Raw genomic sequence first — 16,960 nt, forward strand, 5'->3', positions numbered from 1 at the left:
TACAGCCGCAAGGCTGTTCCATCCGACTATTTCCCGTCGCCGTTCCCCAACGCCGAAGCGGCCGCCGCTTCCAACAACGGCGCGGCTCCGCCCGACTTTTCGCTGATCGCCAAGGCACGCGAAGTCGAGCGTGGTTTCCCGCAGTTCGTGATCGACATGATCCCGTTCGTCGGTGGTTATCAGGAAGGTGGTCCTGACTACATCTACTCGCTAATGACCGGTTACGATCAGGAGCCGCCAGCGGGTGTCCAGGTGGCGGAAGGTGCCTACTACAACCCGTACTTTGCGCATGCTGCCGCCCTTGCAATGCCGAAGCCGCTCTCCGACGGTCAGGTGACGTATGACGACGGCGCTCCGGCGACGGTCGATCAGTACGCCAAGGACGTTTCCGCGTTCCTCATGTGGGCTGCCGAGCCGCATCTTGAGGAGCGCAAGCGGACCGGCTCCATGGTCATGATCTTCCTGTCAATCTTCACCGGACTGATCTACCTGACCAAGCGTTCGGTTTACGGAGCGAAGATGCAGTCCGAGACGCCTGATTGAGGGGACAGCCTTCGCAGGCGCGGACTACCTGCCGGCTTCGGCGTCAGCCACCTGCGCGCTAAAAGTCGCGCAGGTATCCGACGTCCATGGCCGGCAACTGCCGGGATGCGGTCGTTGCCTTGCTGTTAACTCGGCGACGCTGGCGAGGTATTCGCGCTGATGTTTGCGTTGACGCAGACAGTGGGCTCGCACTTCCCCGCGAGAATTTCCGTTCAGCCCGGTGAGGCTTATACCGAGGAAGGTATGAGGAACTCGACCATTTTGATAGCGGCCGTGCTTTTGGGGGGGCATGTCCGCGCACGCCGCCTGTTACCATTACGAAGTCAGTCCGGCCAGTTCGAGCTGTGCTGACGATCGAAGCAATTCCGCAGATTTCGCCACTTCCTGCGGGATTCAGGCCGAGGAGGTCGTCAAAGTCCAAGTGGCATGTCCGACCACCACAGCGTCGCGGCCTGGTTGCGGATCCAGCGGCGGCGGCAGTGGCGGAAGCTACGGCAGCGGTTGCGCCTGCGACCACCCGACATCAGGCGGATGGCATTGAAGACATGCCACTACATCCAAGGCGGCGCCTGGGCTGGGTTGGAGGAGATGCCGCCTCGGACACACGGGCCGCGTGTTCGCGGCGACCAAACATAGCCTCAACTCTTGATCTTCGGAAGCGTCGTCTTGATTGCGCTACCTCAATGAGCTGTGTGCGCACCTCGCTAAGGTGAGGCCACTTTCGACCCCGCCAAGAGAGTGGGGTACAGGCAAAACGGTAGTGGAGTTTTAGACATGGGTTCATTCAGCGCATGGCATTGGCTGATAGTTCTAGTGGTGGTCTTGTTGTTCTTCGGGAAGGGCAAGATCCCTGAGTTGATGGGCGATCTCGCCCATGGCATTCGCGAATTCAAAAAGGGCGTTGAAGACGAGAAGGACGACACCTCTCGCAGTTGACGCCTAAGGCGGCAGAAGTCCTATCTCGCCGTTCCTTGCCGCAGGGCCACAAGGGTGGCAACGAGCTGGCCCGCAAATAGCTGTGCCCGAATTCGGTCCTGTTCGTCTCTTGAACGCTCGGCCTCGACCAGGTGATAGTCCAGCAGGATTTCCGTCAATGCCGTGGCCGACATGCTCGCGAGGTTCGCGGGACGATCGAAGTCCAGCGTGCGGTTCCCCAACATCATGGCGCGCTTCCGTGCCTGCTGCGCGAGAGTGGCCAACTTCTCCGAGTTTGGACCGTCGTGCTCGACCAGCCGCTGAAGACTGAGTTCAAGCAATTGTTCAATGCGCGCAATTGAGATGGCCCTCTCGGCACTCATCTGCCTCTCCGCGTGGAAGGCGAGCCGGCGCTCGCGGCGGAGGGTCGACATGTGCCCCAGTTCCTCTCTCGCCATGCGCTCTGCAGCTTGGGCGATTTGCCCGGTGGGAGCGTGTGCGGAGATGTATGTCCAGAACAGGAACGCGCGCTCTTCGTTGCGCACTGCCACGGAGAAGGCTCGGTAGGCGGAGACGAGTTCGGGGTCCGCTAGATCCATCCCTTCCTCGTCAAACACTTCCTCCGAGACGACGGGCACACCTTTTCTGGCGACCTCGATCTGATCGCGCCAGTCCTCCACGGACGCGAGGTGTTGACGTTCCTCGGCGGCGAGCTTTTGAAATACTGACACGAGCTCCGGCTTCTTCGCCTTCATCATCTGCTGCGCCAACGCTTCGTAGCTCTCGATTGCCTCAAGTTCCATGGCCTTCGCCGTGGCGAGCAGCTCTGCAATCGAATTGATCGACGCTGGTTCTTTTTTCAGGTTCGTCATCTTGTCCTCCGGTCGGGCACCATTTCGATGCCTACGGATATCAGAACGATCAGGTTCGAGTTTGACGAGCATCAAAGAGTGTCTGCTGCCCGGCGACTATTGTCCCGACCTTGACCGCCAACGACGGGACGCGCTGGGACATGCCATCACCTTCAACTCTCCTCATTCGATCGTGGGTCTGGGCACTGTTTGTATCGTTGGTCGCGTTGTTTGCGCCGTTTGCCGCGAACGCAGGCGACCAGCTTTCGAGCTATCTCCAGAAAGTTCAGCCGTCCGAGCTTTTCACGGGCGCGGACTCCTTTGGCCCGCTGCAAGGGGAGCCGCCAATTGCGCCAGTTCTTCGAAAAGGGGTGCCACTCGGCTACGCTTACCTGAATTCAGATTTTACGGCGTCGACCGGCTACTCCGGCAAGCCCATACATATTGTGGTCGGCATCACGTCCGCGGGTGTCGTCAGCGGAATCAAGCTTGTAGACCACAAGGAGCCGATCGTGCTGATCGGGATTCCGCAAAGTCGCGTGGTCGCGGCGCTCAATTCGATCATTGGCAAGGATCTAGGAAGAGTCGCCGCGGGCGTCGACCGTCCGCCCCAGGTCGACATCGTCAGCGGTGCCACTGTGACGGTCCTGGTCATGGGCGACAGCGTCGTTCGCTCGGCAGTCAAACTTATCCGCTCACACCGGCTGGACACACAGCAAGCCGCCAAAACGCCGGCCACGGCTGAAATAAGGAGCGTTGATAATACGAAATCCGGCGTCCAGGACTGGCAGACGCTTATCGGGGACGGCTCCATCCGAAGCCTCCGCCTGACCGTCGGGGAGGTTTCGGATGCGTTCCGGGCAGCCAAGCAGGATGCGGCCGCAAACAATCCAGAGACGACACCGGATACTGAACGGTTTATCGATTTCTACGTCGCCCCAGTCAGCGTTCCAGTCATCGGCCGAAGCCTTCTGGGCGACGCCCTTTACGACCGGCTGCGCAGCCGGTTGAAACCCGACCAATCGGCGATTTTGGTCGCGGGAGACGGAGCCTACTCGTTCAAGGGCTYGGGCTACGTCAGAGGCGGAATCTTCGACAGGATCGAACTTCTTCAAGACGGTCAAGGCGTCCGTTTCCACGATCATGACCATACGCGCATTCCAACGCTCGCGGCCGCCGGGGCGCCGAAGCTACGCGAAATCGCTCTTTTCCAGGTGCCAAAGGACTTCACCTTCGATGTGACGGCGCCTTTCGAGCTTCAGCTACTGGTCCAGCGCACGATGGGCGCTCAAAAGGCGGTGCTACCTTACAACGTCGGATACTCGCTGCCGGACATCTACGTGAAGACCGACCGGGTGAACCAGACGCAGCCACCAGCAACTGCGGCGCCGCCTCAGGATGCGCCCGTCGAGGCCGCTGGAAGCGATATTGACAATCAGCTTTGGATCACGATCTGGCAGGCAAGCAGGACGAAGATCGCCGTTACACTAGCCGCCATACTCACGTTGACCGCGATCTTCTTCTTCCAGGACTGGCTGGTGCGCCGGCCCAAGCTGTTCGGGTACGTCCGCACGGGGTTCCTTCTGTTCACGCTTTTCTGGCTTGGCTGGTATGCGAACGCGCAGCTTTCCGTCGTCAACGTCCTGACCTTCGCGAATGCGGTCGTATCGGGTTTCAACTGGCAGTTCTTCCTGGCCGCACCTTTGATATTTCTGCTTTGGGCCGCGGGGGCCGCGGCACTCCTGTTCTGGGGGAGGGGGCCGTTCTGCGGGTGGCTATGCCCCTTCGGCGCGTTGCAAGAACTCACAAACAACTTGGCCAAGAAGCTTGGTGTTCCCCAGGTAAAGCTGCCGTGGGGCCTCCACGAACGCCTCTGGCCCGTGAAGTACATCATCTTCCTCGGGTTGTTCGGTGTCTCGTTCTACTCGACGGCTCTGGCAGAGCAACTCTCTGAGATCGAGCCATTCAAGACGGCGATCATTCTTAAGTTCGCGCGCCAGTGGCCCTTCGTACTGTTTGCGTTCTTCCTGCTTGTCGCAGGCCTCTTCGTCGAACGTTTCTATTGCAGGTACCTGTGTCCGCTGGGTGCGGCGCTGGCCATACCCGGTCGGATCAGGATGTTCGAATGGCTCAAGCGGTGGCCGGAATGCGGCTCTCCTTGTCAGCGCTGCTCCAAGGAGTGTCCCGTTCAGGCAATCCATCCGGAAGGGCAGATCAACGTCAATGAATGCATCTACTGCATGCACTGCCAAGAACTTTACCAGGACGACCAGCGCTGCCCGCACATGATCCAGGTGCGGCTCAAGCGCGAGAAATTCATGGCGCTTTCGACGCCTGAATCGAGGGGCGAAACACCAGCGAAGAAGCAGAAGGTCGAAGTGACCTACAGGGGCGCCCCTATCAAGAAAACAGAGACCTCGTCGGACCATCCGGCCTGACATGTTCACCAAGGAGAAGGCAATGACAAAAGAAGAAAAACACCCGCTGTTCAATCGGCGGCAACTGTTAGGAACCACGGCGTTCGCAGCGGCAGCCGGCGTGACCGGCGTGGGCGGGGCGTTGACGCTTTCGGGAGCCACGGCGACGCCCGCTGGCGCCGAAGGACTCGATCACGAGGTCAGGCCGGGCGAACTGGACGAATACTATGTCTTCGTATCCGGGGGACAGTCCGGTGAGATCCGCGTCGTCGGCCTTCCCTCGATGAGAGAACTGATGCGCATCCCGGTCTACAATCGCTGCAGCGCAACCGGCTGGGGCCTCACAAACGAAAGCCGCAAAGTTCTGACCGAGGGCCTTCTTCCGCAAACCCGCGAATTCCTCGCGAAGCGTGGTGGCGTCCACCACAACGGCGACCTGCATCACCCCCATCCTTCCTTCACCGACGGGACCTATGACGGTCGCTATCTCTTTGCGAACGACAAGGCGAATACACGTGTCTGCAGGATCCGTCTCGACGTGATGAAGTGCGACAAGATCATCGAACTTCCCAACCAGCACACCGTTCACGGTCTGCGCGTGCAGAAGTACCCGAAGACCGGTTACGTCTTCTGCAACGGTGAAGACCGCGTTCCGATCCCGAACGACGGGAAGGTCCTGGACGACCCGAAGCAGTATCATGCCGTCTTCACGGCGGTCGACGGCGAAACGATGGAGGTCGCCTGGCAGATCATCGTCGACGGCAACCTCGACAACGTCGACGCCGACTATCAGGGCAAGTATTGCTTTGCGACGTGCTACAACTCGGAAGAGGGCGTGAACCTTCCGGAGACGATGGCGAAGGACCAGGACTGGGTCGTCGTCTTCAATCTCAAGCGGATCGAGGACGCGGTCGCCAAGGGCGAATTCAAGGAGATCGGCGGCGTTCCAGTTCTCGACGGCCGCCATGGCTCGGCGTTTACCCGCTACATTCCGGTATCCAACAGCCCGCACGGAATCAACACCGCGCCAGACGGTATCCACGTCGTCGCCAACGGAAAGCTGTCCCCCACCGTAACCGTCTTCGACGTCCGCAAGTTCGACGACTTGTTTGACGACAAGATCAAGCCGCGCGACACGGTCGTGGCCGAACCTCAACTCGGTTTGGGGCCGCTTCACACCGCATACGACGGCCGGGGTAACGCCTACACGACGCTGTTTATCGACAGCCAGATCTGCAAATGGAACATCGAAGACGCCATTCGGGCCTTCAAGGGGGAGAAGGTCGATCCGATCCGCCAGAAACTCGATGTTCAGTACCAACCTGGTCATAACCATACTTCGATGGGCCAGACGAAGGATGCGGACGGGAAGTGGCTCATATCGCTAAACAAGTTCTCCAAGGACCGCTATCTCAACGTTGGCCCTTTGAAACCGGAGAACGATCAGCTTATCGACATCTCCGGCGACAAGATGGTTCTCGTCCACGACAACCCGACTTTTGCCGAACCCCACGACGCAACCATCGTGCACTCTTCGAAAATCAATCCGGTCAGCACGTGGAGCCGGGATGATGTTTTCTTCGCGGATGCGGTCGCGCAGGCCAAGAAGGACAACATCGATCTGTTGTCTGATTCCAATGTAATCCGCGATGGAGACAAGGTCCGCGTCTACATGACTTCGGCGGCGCCGGCGTTTGGACTGGAGTCCTTCTCGGTCAAGGAGGGCGACGAGGTCACGGTCTACGTCACGAACATCGACGATGTTGAAGACCTGACCCACGGCTTCTCCATCGTGAACTACGGCATCCAGATGGAGGTCGCTCCTCAAGCGACGGCTTCGGTCACCTTCACCGCCGACAAGGCCGGCGTCTACTGGTTCTATTGCTCGTGGTTCTGCCACGCCATGCACATGGAAATGCAGGGCCGCATGTTCGTCGAGCCCAAGGCGGCGTGATGCCTTCCCTTGGCAAAATATTGATCTTCGGTATGGCGTTCGTTTCGACCGCCATACCGGCGCGCGCGAACGCTGGCGAACTTCAGGTCGGACCGCCCAACGCAGCCACGCTCCAACACGTTCTAGATGCGTCTTCCGACGGCGACACCATTAAGCTCGCCCCAGGCACGTATCCTGGTCCGCTTGTGATCAGAAAGACCGTCACCCTGGAGGGGGTGCCTGGAGTGGTCGTTGTCGGGCACGAGACGGGCAGCGTCATCACTGTGACTGCCCCCAACACCGTGGTTCGAGGTCTCACTGTAAAGGGATCGGGATTCGATCTGGCGGCGCTTGATTCCGGCATCTTTGTAGCCCAATCGGCCACGGGCGCGGTGGTCGAGGACAACTTGATCGTCGGAAACTTGAACGGAGTCTATCTCCACGGAGCAGCCGACTCTGTCGCACGGCGCAATGAGATCAAGGGGCTCACCGCCGGCCGCATGAGCGAGGCAGGAAATGGCGTCTCGCTGTGGAACGCCCCAGGCGCCCAAATCGTCGACAACAGGATAAGTTTCGGCAAGGACGGCATCTCGACGAACGCTAGCAAGCACAACGTCTTCAAGGGAAATCGATTCAGCAATCTCCGGTTTGCCGTACACTACATGTACACGAACGACAGCGTGATTACCGGGAACGTGTCCGAGGGAAATATTGTCGGCTACGCAATCATGTTTTCCAGCCGGCTGACGATTACGGACAACGTGTCCGACGGCGACCGCGATCACGGCCTGCTTCTCAATTTCGCCAACGGTTCGACGGTTCGACGCAACAAGGTCGTCGGCCGCCTCCAGCCATCCGAAAGGTGGACGATGGGGGGCACCAGAGCCGACACCGCCGATATGCCCGCAGGAGACGCCCGCCCCGTAGGGGGCGAGCAGATGCTTGGACCGGAAAAGTGCGTATTCATCTACAACGCCAATCGCAACGTGCTGGAGGACAACCTCTTTCAAAACTGCGCCATCGGCATTCACTTCACCGCCGGCTCCGAGGGGAACGAAATCACCGGGAACTCCTTCGTCGGCAATCGGAACCAGGTCAAATACGTCGGTTCCCGCTACCTCGACTGGTCAAAGAAAGGCCGAGGAAACTACTGGAGCGACAACCCATCGTTCGACCTCAATGGCGACGGTCTAGGCGACGGTCCCTATCGTCCCAATGACATAATCGACACCGTGCTTTGGACCGCGCCGCAAGCCAAAGTTCTCACAACAAGCCCCGCGGTACAGATCATTCGCTGGGCGCAGGCGCAGTTTCCCTCTCTACTCCCTGGTGGCGTGATCGACAGCAAGCCGCTGATGGCTCCTCTTTCCCCGAAGGACGGTACGCGATGACGTCGACAATTTCTCTGAACAACGTGTCTAAACGCTACGCAGACGTGGCGGCGATCGAAGACATTTCGTTTGCTCTGGACGAAGGCGAACTGGTAGCGCTCGTCGGCCACAACGGCGCGGGCAAGACGACCCTGATCAAGGCAATCCTGGGCCTCATTCGGCCCACGAACGGCACTGTGCGGGTACTGGGAGAGGATCCGGTATCGGGAAACCTCAGCGTCCGCAGGCAAGTCGGATATCTGCCCGAAAGCGTCTCGTTTCACCTGGCTCTGACCGGCCGGGAGATCCTGTCCTTCTATGCCAGACTGAAGCGCGTACCCTTCGATCAATGCCAGAAACTGTTCGATCAGGTCGGGCTAGCCAAAAGCGCCGTCGACCGGCCGGTGAGAACCTATTCGAAGGGGATGCGACAACGGTTAGGATTGGCCCAGGCGCTTTTGGGCGAACCTCGCCTTCTCCTCCTGGACGAGCCGACAAGCGGTTTGGATCCGGCGCTCCGGCGAAGCTTCTACGACCTCATCCTTGAGTTCAAGCAAAGAGGAACGACCGTGTTGCTTTCTTCCCATGCGCTCAGCGAATTGGAAGAGAGGGCCGAGCGCGTCGTCATCGTAAACCGTGGCCACAAGATTGCCGACGGCTCGCTCGACGAGCTGCGCCAGATCGCCTGCCTTCCAACTCACATAAGATTCAAGCCGAGCAGCGCGTCCAAGACGAGTCCGTGGTCGAACGGCTCGGTCAAGTGGTTTGAGAGAAAGGACAAATTTCTGGAAGCTGAGGTCGACCACAGGGACAAGATAGCGGTCCTCTCGGCCGTGACATCGGATCCAGCCGCGCTGACCAGCATGACAATTATCGAGCCCACGCTCGACGACGTCTATGCACACTTTCTTCGAACTCAAGGGCAACGGCCATGAACAACATCCTGATCATTGCGCGCAAGGAGATTCAGGAGGGCCTGAGAAACCGATGGGTCCTTGCGGTGACGTTGCTTCTCGCCTCATTGGCGTTGACGTTGTCGTTCCTTGGAAGCGCGCCTACGGGAAACGTCGGCGCCGGCCGCCTGGATATCGTCATCGTCAGTCTTGCAAGCCTGACGATCTTCCTAATCCCGCTAATTGCACTGCTCCTTGCGCATGACGCCATCGTCGGCGAGATGGAGCGCGGCACGCTGCTTCTCCTCTTGAGCTATCCCATCGGGCGCAGGCAGATCGTCCTCGGAAAGTTCATCGGCCACACACTTATCCTCTCTGTCGCGACCTTGGTAGGCTACGGCGCGGCCGGCGCCGCGCTGATTGCTGCGGGAGCTCCGGTCAGCGCAAGTAGCTGGACCTCGTTCGCCTGCATGATCGGCTCCTCCATACTGCTAGGCGCGGTTTTCACCGCCATCGGATACCTCGTCAGCGCCTCTGTCAGCCAGCGGAGTACGGCGGGCGGGATCGCCCTGGGGATCTGGCTGTTTTTCGTGATCATCTACGACATGGGACTGCTCGGTGCCTTGGTCTCCACGAAGGGAGAAGGGTTTTCGCCGGGCTTGCTAAGCGCCCTGCTCATGGCGAATCCGACTGATGCCTATAGGCTGCTCAACCTCGGATCAGAAGCGGCGGGATCAGTGTCGGCAATGTCGGGCGTCGCCGCCGGCTCATTGCTAACGCCTCAGTTGCTGGTTGTTTCCCTTTTGCTGTGGGCCGCCATTCCTCTTTCGCTCGCAATAGCTCGTTTCTCCAGGAGAGAACTATGACCCGCTCTATCGCCATGTCATTCATGCTTTCGGCGTTGTTTCTCGCCGGATGCGAGAAGGCTGAAACGACAGTGCCAAAGCCGCTGGAACTTACATCTGAAGCCGTGGACCACTTTTGCGGAATGAACGTCCTCGAACACCCTGGCCCGAAGGGTCAGATCATCCTCAGGGGCGGGGGCAAGGCCGTCTGGTTCAGCTCGTCACGCGACGCCGTCGCCTTCACGAGACTTCCCGAGGAACCGAAGGATTTGGCAGCGATCTACGTCTCGGACATGAGCAATGCCTCGAGTTGGGAAAATCCGGGCAGTCAGAATTGGATAGACGCCAAACGGGCGTTCTACGTCGTGGGAAGCAACGTTCATGGTGGCATGGGCGCTCCCGAGACAGTTCCTTTCTCGGTGCGTGCGGATGCCGAGGCCTTTGCGCATAAGAATGGCGGCCGAGTGCTGATTTTAGACGAAATCGAAGACAGCGACGTTCTGGCGACACCGTCAGATGCCCCAGCAAACGCGAGGAGCGGAACTGATGGCTAAGTTGGTGACCAGACGGCGTGCAATAGGAATCGTCGCAGCCGTGGCCGGGCTGCCCCTGCTTTATTCCAGCAGCTTGGCCAGGTCCGCTCCGTCGGCCGTCATATGGAGCGGCCAAGCGCTGGGCGCACCAGCAAAGTTGATACTGAACGACCACAACCCGGCCAGGGCTCATCGACTGATAGAGTTGGTCGTGGCGGAAGTCGCGCGACTGGAGAGGATGTTCAGCCTCTACCGCGACGATTCGGACCTCGTCGAATTGAACCGGGCAGGCGGCATTGCCGCGCCAGAACTGGAAATGCTGGCGTTGCTCGATACGTGCTTCGGGTTCTGGGAATCGACTGGCGGCCTTTTCGATCCGACCGTACAGCCCGTGTGGGAGCTTTACCGGGATCATTTTGCGAAAGCCGACGCCGATGAGCAAGGGCCCGACGCGACGGTTCTAAGGGATCGCCTGGAGCGCGTCGGGTTCGGCGGTGTGAAGTTTGGATCGGGCCGCGTGGCGTTCACGCGTCCGGGAATGGCCATCACCCTTAATGGAGTGGCACAAGGATTCGTCACCGATCGGCTCGTCGAGATACTGCGCGACGCTGGCGTCGAAAGCAGCTTGGTGGACATGGGCGAAGAGCGTACCATTGGCACCCAGCAAGGAGGAGAACCCTGGCGGATCGGATTGGCGACCACCGAAGACAGCGGGGAGCCCGATGCAGTGCTTTCGATCGTCAACCGCGCCGTCGCTACGTCGAGTTCTGCCGGATTTGTGTTCGACCAGGCTGGAAGCTTCGGGCACATCCTTCATCCAAGGGCTGGTGCCACACCAGGGCGCTATCGACGCGTTAGCGTGATAGCCGACAACGCCGTCACAGCCGACGCGCTATCAACGGCTTTCAATCTGATGGACGTCGCCTCGATCCGGCAAGTGCTTGCAGGGTATCCCGACGCTTCCGTAGACCTGATCGATTTGACCGGGAGCCGTCAAAAACTTGGCCGCTCGGCCTAAAGAGCGCGTGTGGTGACGCGCCAATCCTTTGGCACGTTTGCGAAACCGGCCAACGGCTGGGCAAGGACGGTTTTCGTCGCGATGCTGACGCGTCGCGCCGACCTTGCCTGGATCGAAGTGCTCGAGGTCTGGACAGGGATACCCATCGAAGACTTCGCCTTCGATGCACCCGGCGCCTAATCGTCGGCAGCGGAGATCTGCGGAAAGTTGGTTTTGCGACGCTGCAAAATTCAGTCGCAAAACTAACGCTTCAGTTGGGGATTTCGCGACGTCAGCACATGCGGCTGCCGCCGCACTTACGCCTACGATATCTGGTGTACTGCACACGAAAAAAGCGAGGCCGCCTAGCACAGAAATTTGTTGCAGCCCCTCTAGTTCACCGCGGCGCTTCGAACGGCTGAGGTCGCCGGCGTGAATTCTTCGATGTGCTCGATCACAACGAGATTGATGACGTCGCGCACGGGAAACCGATGTTCCGTCGAGCCCACGACGGCGAGTATGTGACCATTCTCCAGCTTGATATCGGACGTCCGAAAGTTTCTTTCCTGGCCCTCTTCAAGTATTGCAAGTACGAACATAGATGTCTTTCGAAATTCCTCGCCGATGGAAGTTGCGATGGCCTGAATCGCAGAAAAGCGGCCGTTATCTAAGAATAATATCCAGTCATTAAGTTTAATGCCGTTTAACGCCAACGAAATACTATTTTGATAGGTGGCCTTCAAGGCGCGTCGATGTAAAGTCGTCGATTTGGACTTCGACGTCCACATTCCAGCCTGCTGGATCACCAAGAGCCAGAACAGTTCCTTCCCAGCCGCCTGCGGGCGCCTTTTGCAGGTCGTATTTGATCGGCTCGATGCCGGCCTCCGGATTCATCAGTCGAAGCAGCACCGAGCGCGGCCCGATCGGTCCGAAATCAGGACCCATGACTACCACCCTTGCGTGGGCCACTCCGGCGGGATCGCGACCAAGCTCTAGTTGCGCCATGAGCTTGTCCGAATGGAGATGAAGCGAAATGGCTGGTTCATCCACGGCCGCCTGGGCCGGTCCGGCAAAGCGCCAGAGGGAAGCTGCGCCGACGATCGCGATCGCCAATGCAATCTCACAGCCAATGCTGCGTCGAAGATGCGTTCGGGCGGTCCGGCTCCCCGCAAGCGCTGGCTTTGTGAGCCAGAAGCGATTGTATCCTGCGAGGATGCAGAGGATCCCTACGAGCGCGATTTTGACAGTCAGGACCTGACCGTAAAGCGAAGAAAGCATCTGCGAGATTTCGGGCAGCTCGATGAATGCAAGAGTTGCGCCTGCTGCAAGCATGAGAACGAAAGGTACCGGAATCGCCCGCGAGAACCCCAGAAGGGGGCGCTTGGTGAACCGCGTTCTGCTGAGCCGCCACAATGGCATCAAACTGCCAATCCAGAACAGCATGGCCGCTCCATGAAGGAATATGCACGTCCTGGCCAGCCAGCGAGGTTCGACAACGTTGCAGTGACCCGTGAACGTGAAGGCCGTTGACGCGGCGGCCATCGCGAGGACTGCGGTGATGAGATAGCCTCGACGGTTCGCAGCGAGAGGAAGCGATACAAGGACGATTGAAAGAAAGGCGAGGCCTGCTGCGGTCAACGCGTTGCCGTGCGCGGCGTCTTTGAGGGGTTCAATCCCACGCAACGTGAGACCCATGCCCAATTCGTCCAGGCCCTGCAGGTAGAGGCCCGTCACTAGAAGAAGACCGCCGGGGGCCAGCGTCGCGAAGGATCGTACAGGTCGTGCGTGGCCAGGATCGAGCCAACGATGGAACAGCGCGCCCCCAACGAAAACCGCCAGATAGAGTATCGTTGCGATATGGACGAGCCATATGGCGACGTTCAGACCGGACGTTGCGGCTACGGTGACATCCGGGGACGCCGGCGACGCCGTGCCGACATGAAAAACGAGCGAACCGCCGACCGGATGTCCGTCTTCGGACTCGACGCGGTAGCTAACGATCACAGAGCCGCGGCCAACTGGATTTTGAAGATGGAATGTTACGGCCGTGCCGGTGGTGTCCGCGATCAGGTTCTGGCTGCCGCCATCCGCGCTTCTGGCCGCGACCCTGATCACTCTTACAGGCTCATTGAACTGAAGCCTGACGACGGAGGGGGACGTCTTGACGGTCTCATCCCTAGCTGGTGACGAACTGACAAGAACGGCATGGGCATGCGCGCTCACTGGGACGAGAATGCCCATTGCCATGACAAGCAGGAGACCTGCAGGTTGAAGGAGCAACGTCGCCCAGTTTTGAAGCTTGTAGCACATGGGCGACTACTCGCATTTTAAGAGCGCGGCTGCTCGACCACGTCGAAGTAGGGAGCAGGGGCTTCATAGTCATCGGACGTCTTGCCCGCTGCAGGGATTTCGATCCAACGTTCGGAAGCCCCGTCGGTGCATTCCTGAACGACCGGAACGTAGATCCGGGTTCCCGCGGGAATCTCCTTTGCGACCGTCCCGCGGAAGATGAATTCGTCGTACTCGTCGTCGGCGAGGCTGCCGCCGGTCCACACGATCTCGGTGACGCCTTCCTTCACGGGCTTTCCATAAAGATCGTAGCTCTTTTCATATGCCTGCTTGACCTTCTCTTCGGTCCAGCCGGGTTTCGGCATCGGTTTCGCCGAGACAAGACCCTCGGGTACCTTCACACGAACCTTGATCGTTGGCTTGCCTTCGCAACCATGTCCAATGCGAACCACGGCCTTGTAGGCTTTGCCGGAGATGCCCTGGCTTTGCTCCAGCGTAGCGTGTGCGTGGGCAGCGCCAACAGCGAATAAGCCCGCCACGACCGCTAGTGAGACTTGCTTGATCATGAGTCTTCTCCGTCGCGGACCGGCGCTCGTTTCAGGCGCCGCCCGCTACGAGTTAAGTTACTGGGCGAGCTGCGCGAGATCGGCGTCAAGCCGCTTGCGCACCATGTTCGGAACCTTGGCCGTCTTGATGGCCTCGAGGTTTGCAGGCGCGTCGCCGACTTGGATCAAAGCGACCATGCCCATGCCAGCGTGCGGCGTGCATTTCACGACGTAGGCGCCAGGCACGTCGAACTTGGCCTGGTACTGTTCGCTGGCCTTCGACTTGAACTCAGAAGCGCCGTCCGGGATTAGACCCTTGAAAGTCTCGACGTTATGGCTCTTGTCCGTTGGAACGAAGGTGATCGTGTCACCGGGAGCGATCTTGACGAAACTCGGTTCGAATACCATTGCACCGGCAGTGCCCTTGTTGAGCATTTGAACCTGGTGGTCAGCGGCCATCAACGGCGCCGTCGAAGCAATCAAGGCTGCCGTTGCAGCAATCAGACCGTACTTCAAACGCATTTGCATATCTCCTGTTCTTCGAGGCCGTCTTGGCCTCTGGAACGTTTTCTAAGACATGCGATGGAAGCGTTCTTTGACGCTCGTCAAACTGGGAAAAAATGAAAGCTTCCGGAGAGGGTCAAGATTTCCGGCTATGACGGCAAGGCGTGCGGAAGGATCTTGCACCACATGCCGAAGCCGGACGCTGGACAATCGAAGCGGCGAAGAATGACTATTGCCGCCCGCATCCGCGTGGCGTCGGGCCTCGGCGAGGCCGCCCTTGATGGCTCGCAACTCGTTCGGAGACCGCTGCGAGGACGAGCGCTATAAGCGAGTCGACCTCGTTGTTAACCCCGTGCCGCCCGGAGGCGGCCGTCGTCTATTCGAATGAGTAGGCGGATCAACGCTCGTCAAGGAGCTCGCGAACTTTCGAAGCGAGTTCTCGGGCCGTGTACGGCTTGCGAAGCCATTGCGAGCCAGATATCCCATCCGTTTCGGCCAGTCCTGGTTCCGAGTAGCCAGACGTAAAGAGCACTGCCATGTCAGGACGAAGATCGCGGGCCTCGCGGGCCAGTTCGTCACCCGTCATTCCACCGGGCATCACAATGTCGGTGAACAGGAGTGCGATTTTATCGTCGGCCCTTAGGACTTCCATCGCACGGCGGCCGTTATCCGCCTCGAGAACCGAGTATCCCATCGAGGACAGCCTTGCTACGGCGACCCGCCGGACGCGAGGATCGTCCTCGACGACCAAGACCAGTTCGTCGCCGCGAGGGAGGGAGCTTTCAACCGGCACCGGCTCCTGTTGGACCTCCTGAGATCCGGAAGCGGCCATGGCAGGCAGATAGATCCGGATCGTCGTCCCACGCCCAGTTTCGCTGTATAGCTGGAGGTGGCCACCGGACTGCTTTACGAACCCATAGACCATACTGAGGCCAAGACCGGTGCCAGCGCCCACTTCCTTTGTCGTGAAGAATGGTTCTATCGCGCGCTTTTTCACTTCCTCGGACATGCCAGCGCCGGTGTCAGTCATCGAGATCAGAACGAAATTGCCGCCGCGGACTTCCGGGTACATCTTGGCGTAGTCGGCATCCAGGTGCACTCGCGAGATTTCCGTCGTGAGACTTCCGCCCCTCGGCATTGCGTCGCGGGCGTTCAGCGCGATGTTCAAAATGGCGTTCTGAAGTTGAGAGCTATCTACGAGCACGTTCAGGGCCGAGCCAGCAATGACAGTCGAGAGCTTGATATCCTCGCCCAGGGTTCGCCTCAGGAGATCCGAGAAGCCGGAAACTAGCTGTCCGAGATCGGCAGGCTTTGGACTTAGTGGCTGCCGCCGTCCGAACGCCAGCAACTGCCCGGTCAGTTTCGCGCCGTCTGCGGCGGCGTCCTGTGCCTCTTTCAAGATGTCCCTAAGCTGCCCCGGCGGCAGCTTGTCTTCGATCATTTCAAGATTGCCGCTGATCACCGTGAGCAGATTGTTGAAGTCGTGAGCGATCCCTCCGGTCAATTGCCCGACTGCCTCCATCTTCTGAGATTGGCGCAGGTCTTCCTCGATTTTGACCCTGCTGGTAAGGTCGCGCACGAACCCGGTGAAGATTCGCTCTCCATTGGCTGTCGCTTCGCCTACATGAAGCTCCATCGGGAAATGGGATCCGTCGGCACGCTTGCCCGTTACGACGCGACCGTAACCGATAATACGCTTTTCGCTAGTCTTGAGATAGTGATCGATATAGCCGTCATGAGCGTCCCGGTAGGGATTGGGCATCAAGTTGCTCACGTTTCGTCCGCAGATCTGCTCGGACGACATGCCGAACAGTTTTTCGGCCGCCTTGCTAAAAGAAAGCACCATTCCCTTGTCGTCGATGACCACCATGGCATCGGGGACGGTGTCGAGGATCGAACTCAGATGGGCTTCCCGCGCGTTGACCGCTTCCTGGGCGCGTCTGAGAGCGCTGACATCGCTGTTTGTCTGGATGACGGCCAGATCTCCATCGGTGAGATTAACCAAGACGAAGCGCGTCGMGACGTGGATGTGGTGTCCGCTCTTGTGGCGGTGAATGATCTCGCCCTGCCAGAAGCCACGGGACTTGAGTTGCGCGTGGATACTGTCGGCAGTTTCTGGAAACTGCGTGGCGAGGAGTTCGTACACTTTCTCGCCAACGGCTTCCTCCCTCGTCCAGCCATACATGTTCTCGCACCCGATAGACCAATGGGTGATGGTGCCTTCGGAGCGATGGATAATTATGTCCGCCCCGTCGAGCACGTGCACCAAGGCGTCCAATTCCTGGGGTGATGCGGTGCGCGGCGATATCAGGCGATGGGGCATGG

General features: G+C 59.2%; 16 protein-coding genes. 10 read left to right on the forward strand and 6 right to left on the reverse strand.

Annotated features, from left to right (window positions below; genetic code table 11):
• Both AC1DMK_RS28650 and AC1DMK_RS28655 read left to right on the forward strand, forming a co-directional pair.
• Positions 1–543, forward strand: a 543-nt coding sequence (locus tag AC1DMK_RS28650) for a cytochrome c1 (RefSeq protein WP_477863709.1), incomplete at its 5' end; no start/stop codon positions are given.
• A 774-nt stretch (positions 544–1,317) separates the two neighbouring features.
• The gene (locus tag AC1DMK_RS28655; RefSeq protein ID WP_477863710.1) at positions 1,318–1,479 is read left to right on the forward strand and encodes a twin-arginine translocase TatA/TatE family subunit; all 162 of its coding nucleotides are present in this window, start codon (positions 1,318–1,320) and stop codon (positions 1,477–1,479) included.
• A gap of 20 nt (positions 1,480–1,499) precedes the next feature.
• On the opposite strand, the gene AC1DMK_RS28660 is transcribed toward AC1DMK_RS28655, so the two are convergent.
• A complete protein-coding gene (locus AC1DMK_RS28660) occupies positions 1,500–2,330 on the reverse strand; it encodes a ferritin-like domain-containing protein (RefSeq protein WP_477863711.1) in 831 nt (276 codons plus the stop codon).
• Between the two features lie 140 nt (positions 2,331–2,470).
• Here AC1DMK_RS28660 and AC1DMK_RS28665 point away from each other — a divergent pair, with 140 nt between their 5' ends.
• The 8 genes from AC1DMK_RS28665 to AC1DMK_RS28700 are packed head-to-tail and all read left to right on the forward strand — an operon-like array spanning position 2,471 to position 11,498.
• The gene (locus AC1DMK_RS28665; protein WP_477863712.1) at positions 2,471–4,747 is read left to right on the forward strand and encodes a 4Fe-4S binding protein; all 2,277 of its coding nucleotides are present in this window, start codon (positions 2,471–2,473) and stop codon (positions 4,745–4,747) included.
• Positions 4,748–4,769: 22 nt separating this feature from the next.
• Positions 4,770–6,680: a TAT-dependent nitrous-oxide reductase gene (gene nosZ / locus AC1DMK_RS28670; protein WP_477863713.1), complete on the forward strand. Its 1,911-nt coding sequence runs from the start codon at positions 4,770–4,772 to the stop codon at positions 6,678–6,680.
• Complete coding sequence (locus AC1DMK_RS28675; protein ID WP_477863714.1) at positions 6,680–8,050, forward strand: nitrous oxide reductase family maturation protein NosD; 1,371 nt, start codon at positions 6,680–6,682, stop codon at positions 8,048–8,050. The genes nosZ and AC1DMK_RS28675 overlap by 1 nt, the downstream gene beginning before the upstream one ends.
• Positions 8,047–8,964 (forward strand): ABC transporter ATP-binding protein, encoded by a 918-nt coding sequence (locus AC1DMK_RS28680; protein ID WP_477863715.1) that lies wholly within the window; start codon positions 8,047–8,049, stop codon positions 8,962–8,964. The genes AC1DMK_RS28675 and AC1DMK_RS28680 overlap by 4 nt, the downstream gene beginning before the upstream one ends.
• Positions 8,961–9,788, forward strand: a complete 828-nt coding sequence (locus tag AC1DMK_RS28685; protein ID WP_477863716.1) for an ABC transporter permease subunit — start codon at positions 8,961–8,963, stop codon at positions 9,786–9,788. Before AC1DMK_RS28680 ends, AC1DMK_RS28685 begins: the two co-directional genes overlap by 4 nt.
• Entirely contained in the window at positions 9,785–10,321 is a 537-nt protein-coding gene (locus tag AC1DMK_RS28690) for a nitrous oxide reductase accessory protein NosL (RefSeq protein ID WP_477863717.1), read from the forward strand. The genes AC1DMK_RS28685 and AC1DMK_RS28690 overlap by 4 nt, the downstream gene beginning before the upstream one ends.
• Positions 10,314–11,318 (forward strand): FAD:protein FMN transferase, encoded by a 1,005-nt coding sequence (locus AC1DMK_RS28695; protein WP_477863718.1) that lies wholly within the window; start codon positions 10,314–10,316, stop codon positions 11,316–11,318. Before AC1DMK_RS28690 ends, AC1DMK_RS28695 begins: the two co-directional genes overlap by 8 nt.
• 12 nt (positions 11,319–11,330) lie before the next feature.
• The gene (locus AC1DMK_RS28700; protein WP_477863719.1) at positions 11,331–11,498 is read left to right on the forward strand and encodes a hypothetical protein; all 168 of its coding nucleotides are present in this window, start codon (positions 11,331–11,333) and stop codon (positions 11,496–11,498) included.
• 191 nt (positions 11,499–11,689) lie between these two features.
• On the opposite strand, the gene AC1DMK_RS28705 is transcribed toward AC1DMK_RS28700, so the two are convergent.
• The 5 genes from AC1DMK_RS28705 to AC1DMK_RS28725 form a co-directional block, all read right to left on the reverse strand.
• Positions 11,690–12,040, reverse strand: coding sequence for a hypothetical protein (locus tag AC1DMK_RS28705; protein WP_477863720.1), 351 nt, complete (start codon positions 12,038–12,040; stop codon positions 11,690–11,692).
• Entirely contained in the window at positions 12,018–13,607 is a 1,590-nt protein-coding gene (locus AC1DMK_RS28710; protein ID WP_477863721.1) for a copper resistance CopC/CopD family protein, read from the reverse strand. The genes AC1DMK_RS28705 and AC1DMK_RS28710 overlap by 23 nt, the downstream gene beginning before the upstream one ends.
• 17 nt (positions 13,608–13,624) lie before the next feature.
• Positions 13,625–14,152 (reverse strand): YcnI family copper-binding membrane protein, encoded by a 528-nt coding sequence (locus AC1DMK_RS28715; protein WP_477863722.1) that lies wholly within the window; start codon positions 14,150–14,152, stop codon positions 13,625–13,627.
• A gap of 57 nt (positions 14,153–14,209) precedes the next feature.
• Entirely contained in the window at positions 14,210–14,653 is a 444-nt protein-coding gene (locus AC1DMK_RS28720; protein WP_037066046.1) for a pseudoazurin, read from the reverse strand.
• Between the two features lie 379 nt (positions 14,654–15,032).
• Positions 15,033–16,958, reverse strand: a complete 1,926-nt coding sequence (locus AC1DMK_RS28725; RefSeq protein ID WP_477863723.1) for a hybrid sensor histidine kinase/response regulator — start codon at positions 16,956–16,958, stop codon at positions 15,033–15,035.
• Positions 16,959–16,960: the final 2 nt, after the last annotated feature.

The sequence above is a fragment of the Rhizobium sp. 05L419 genome (assembly GCF_056397845.1).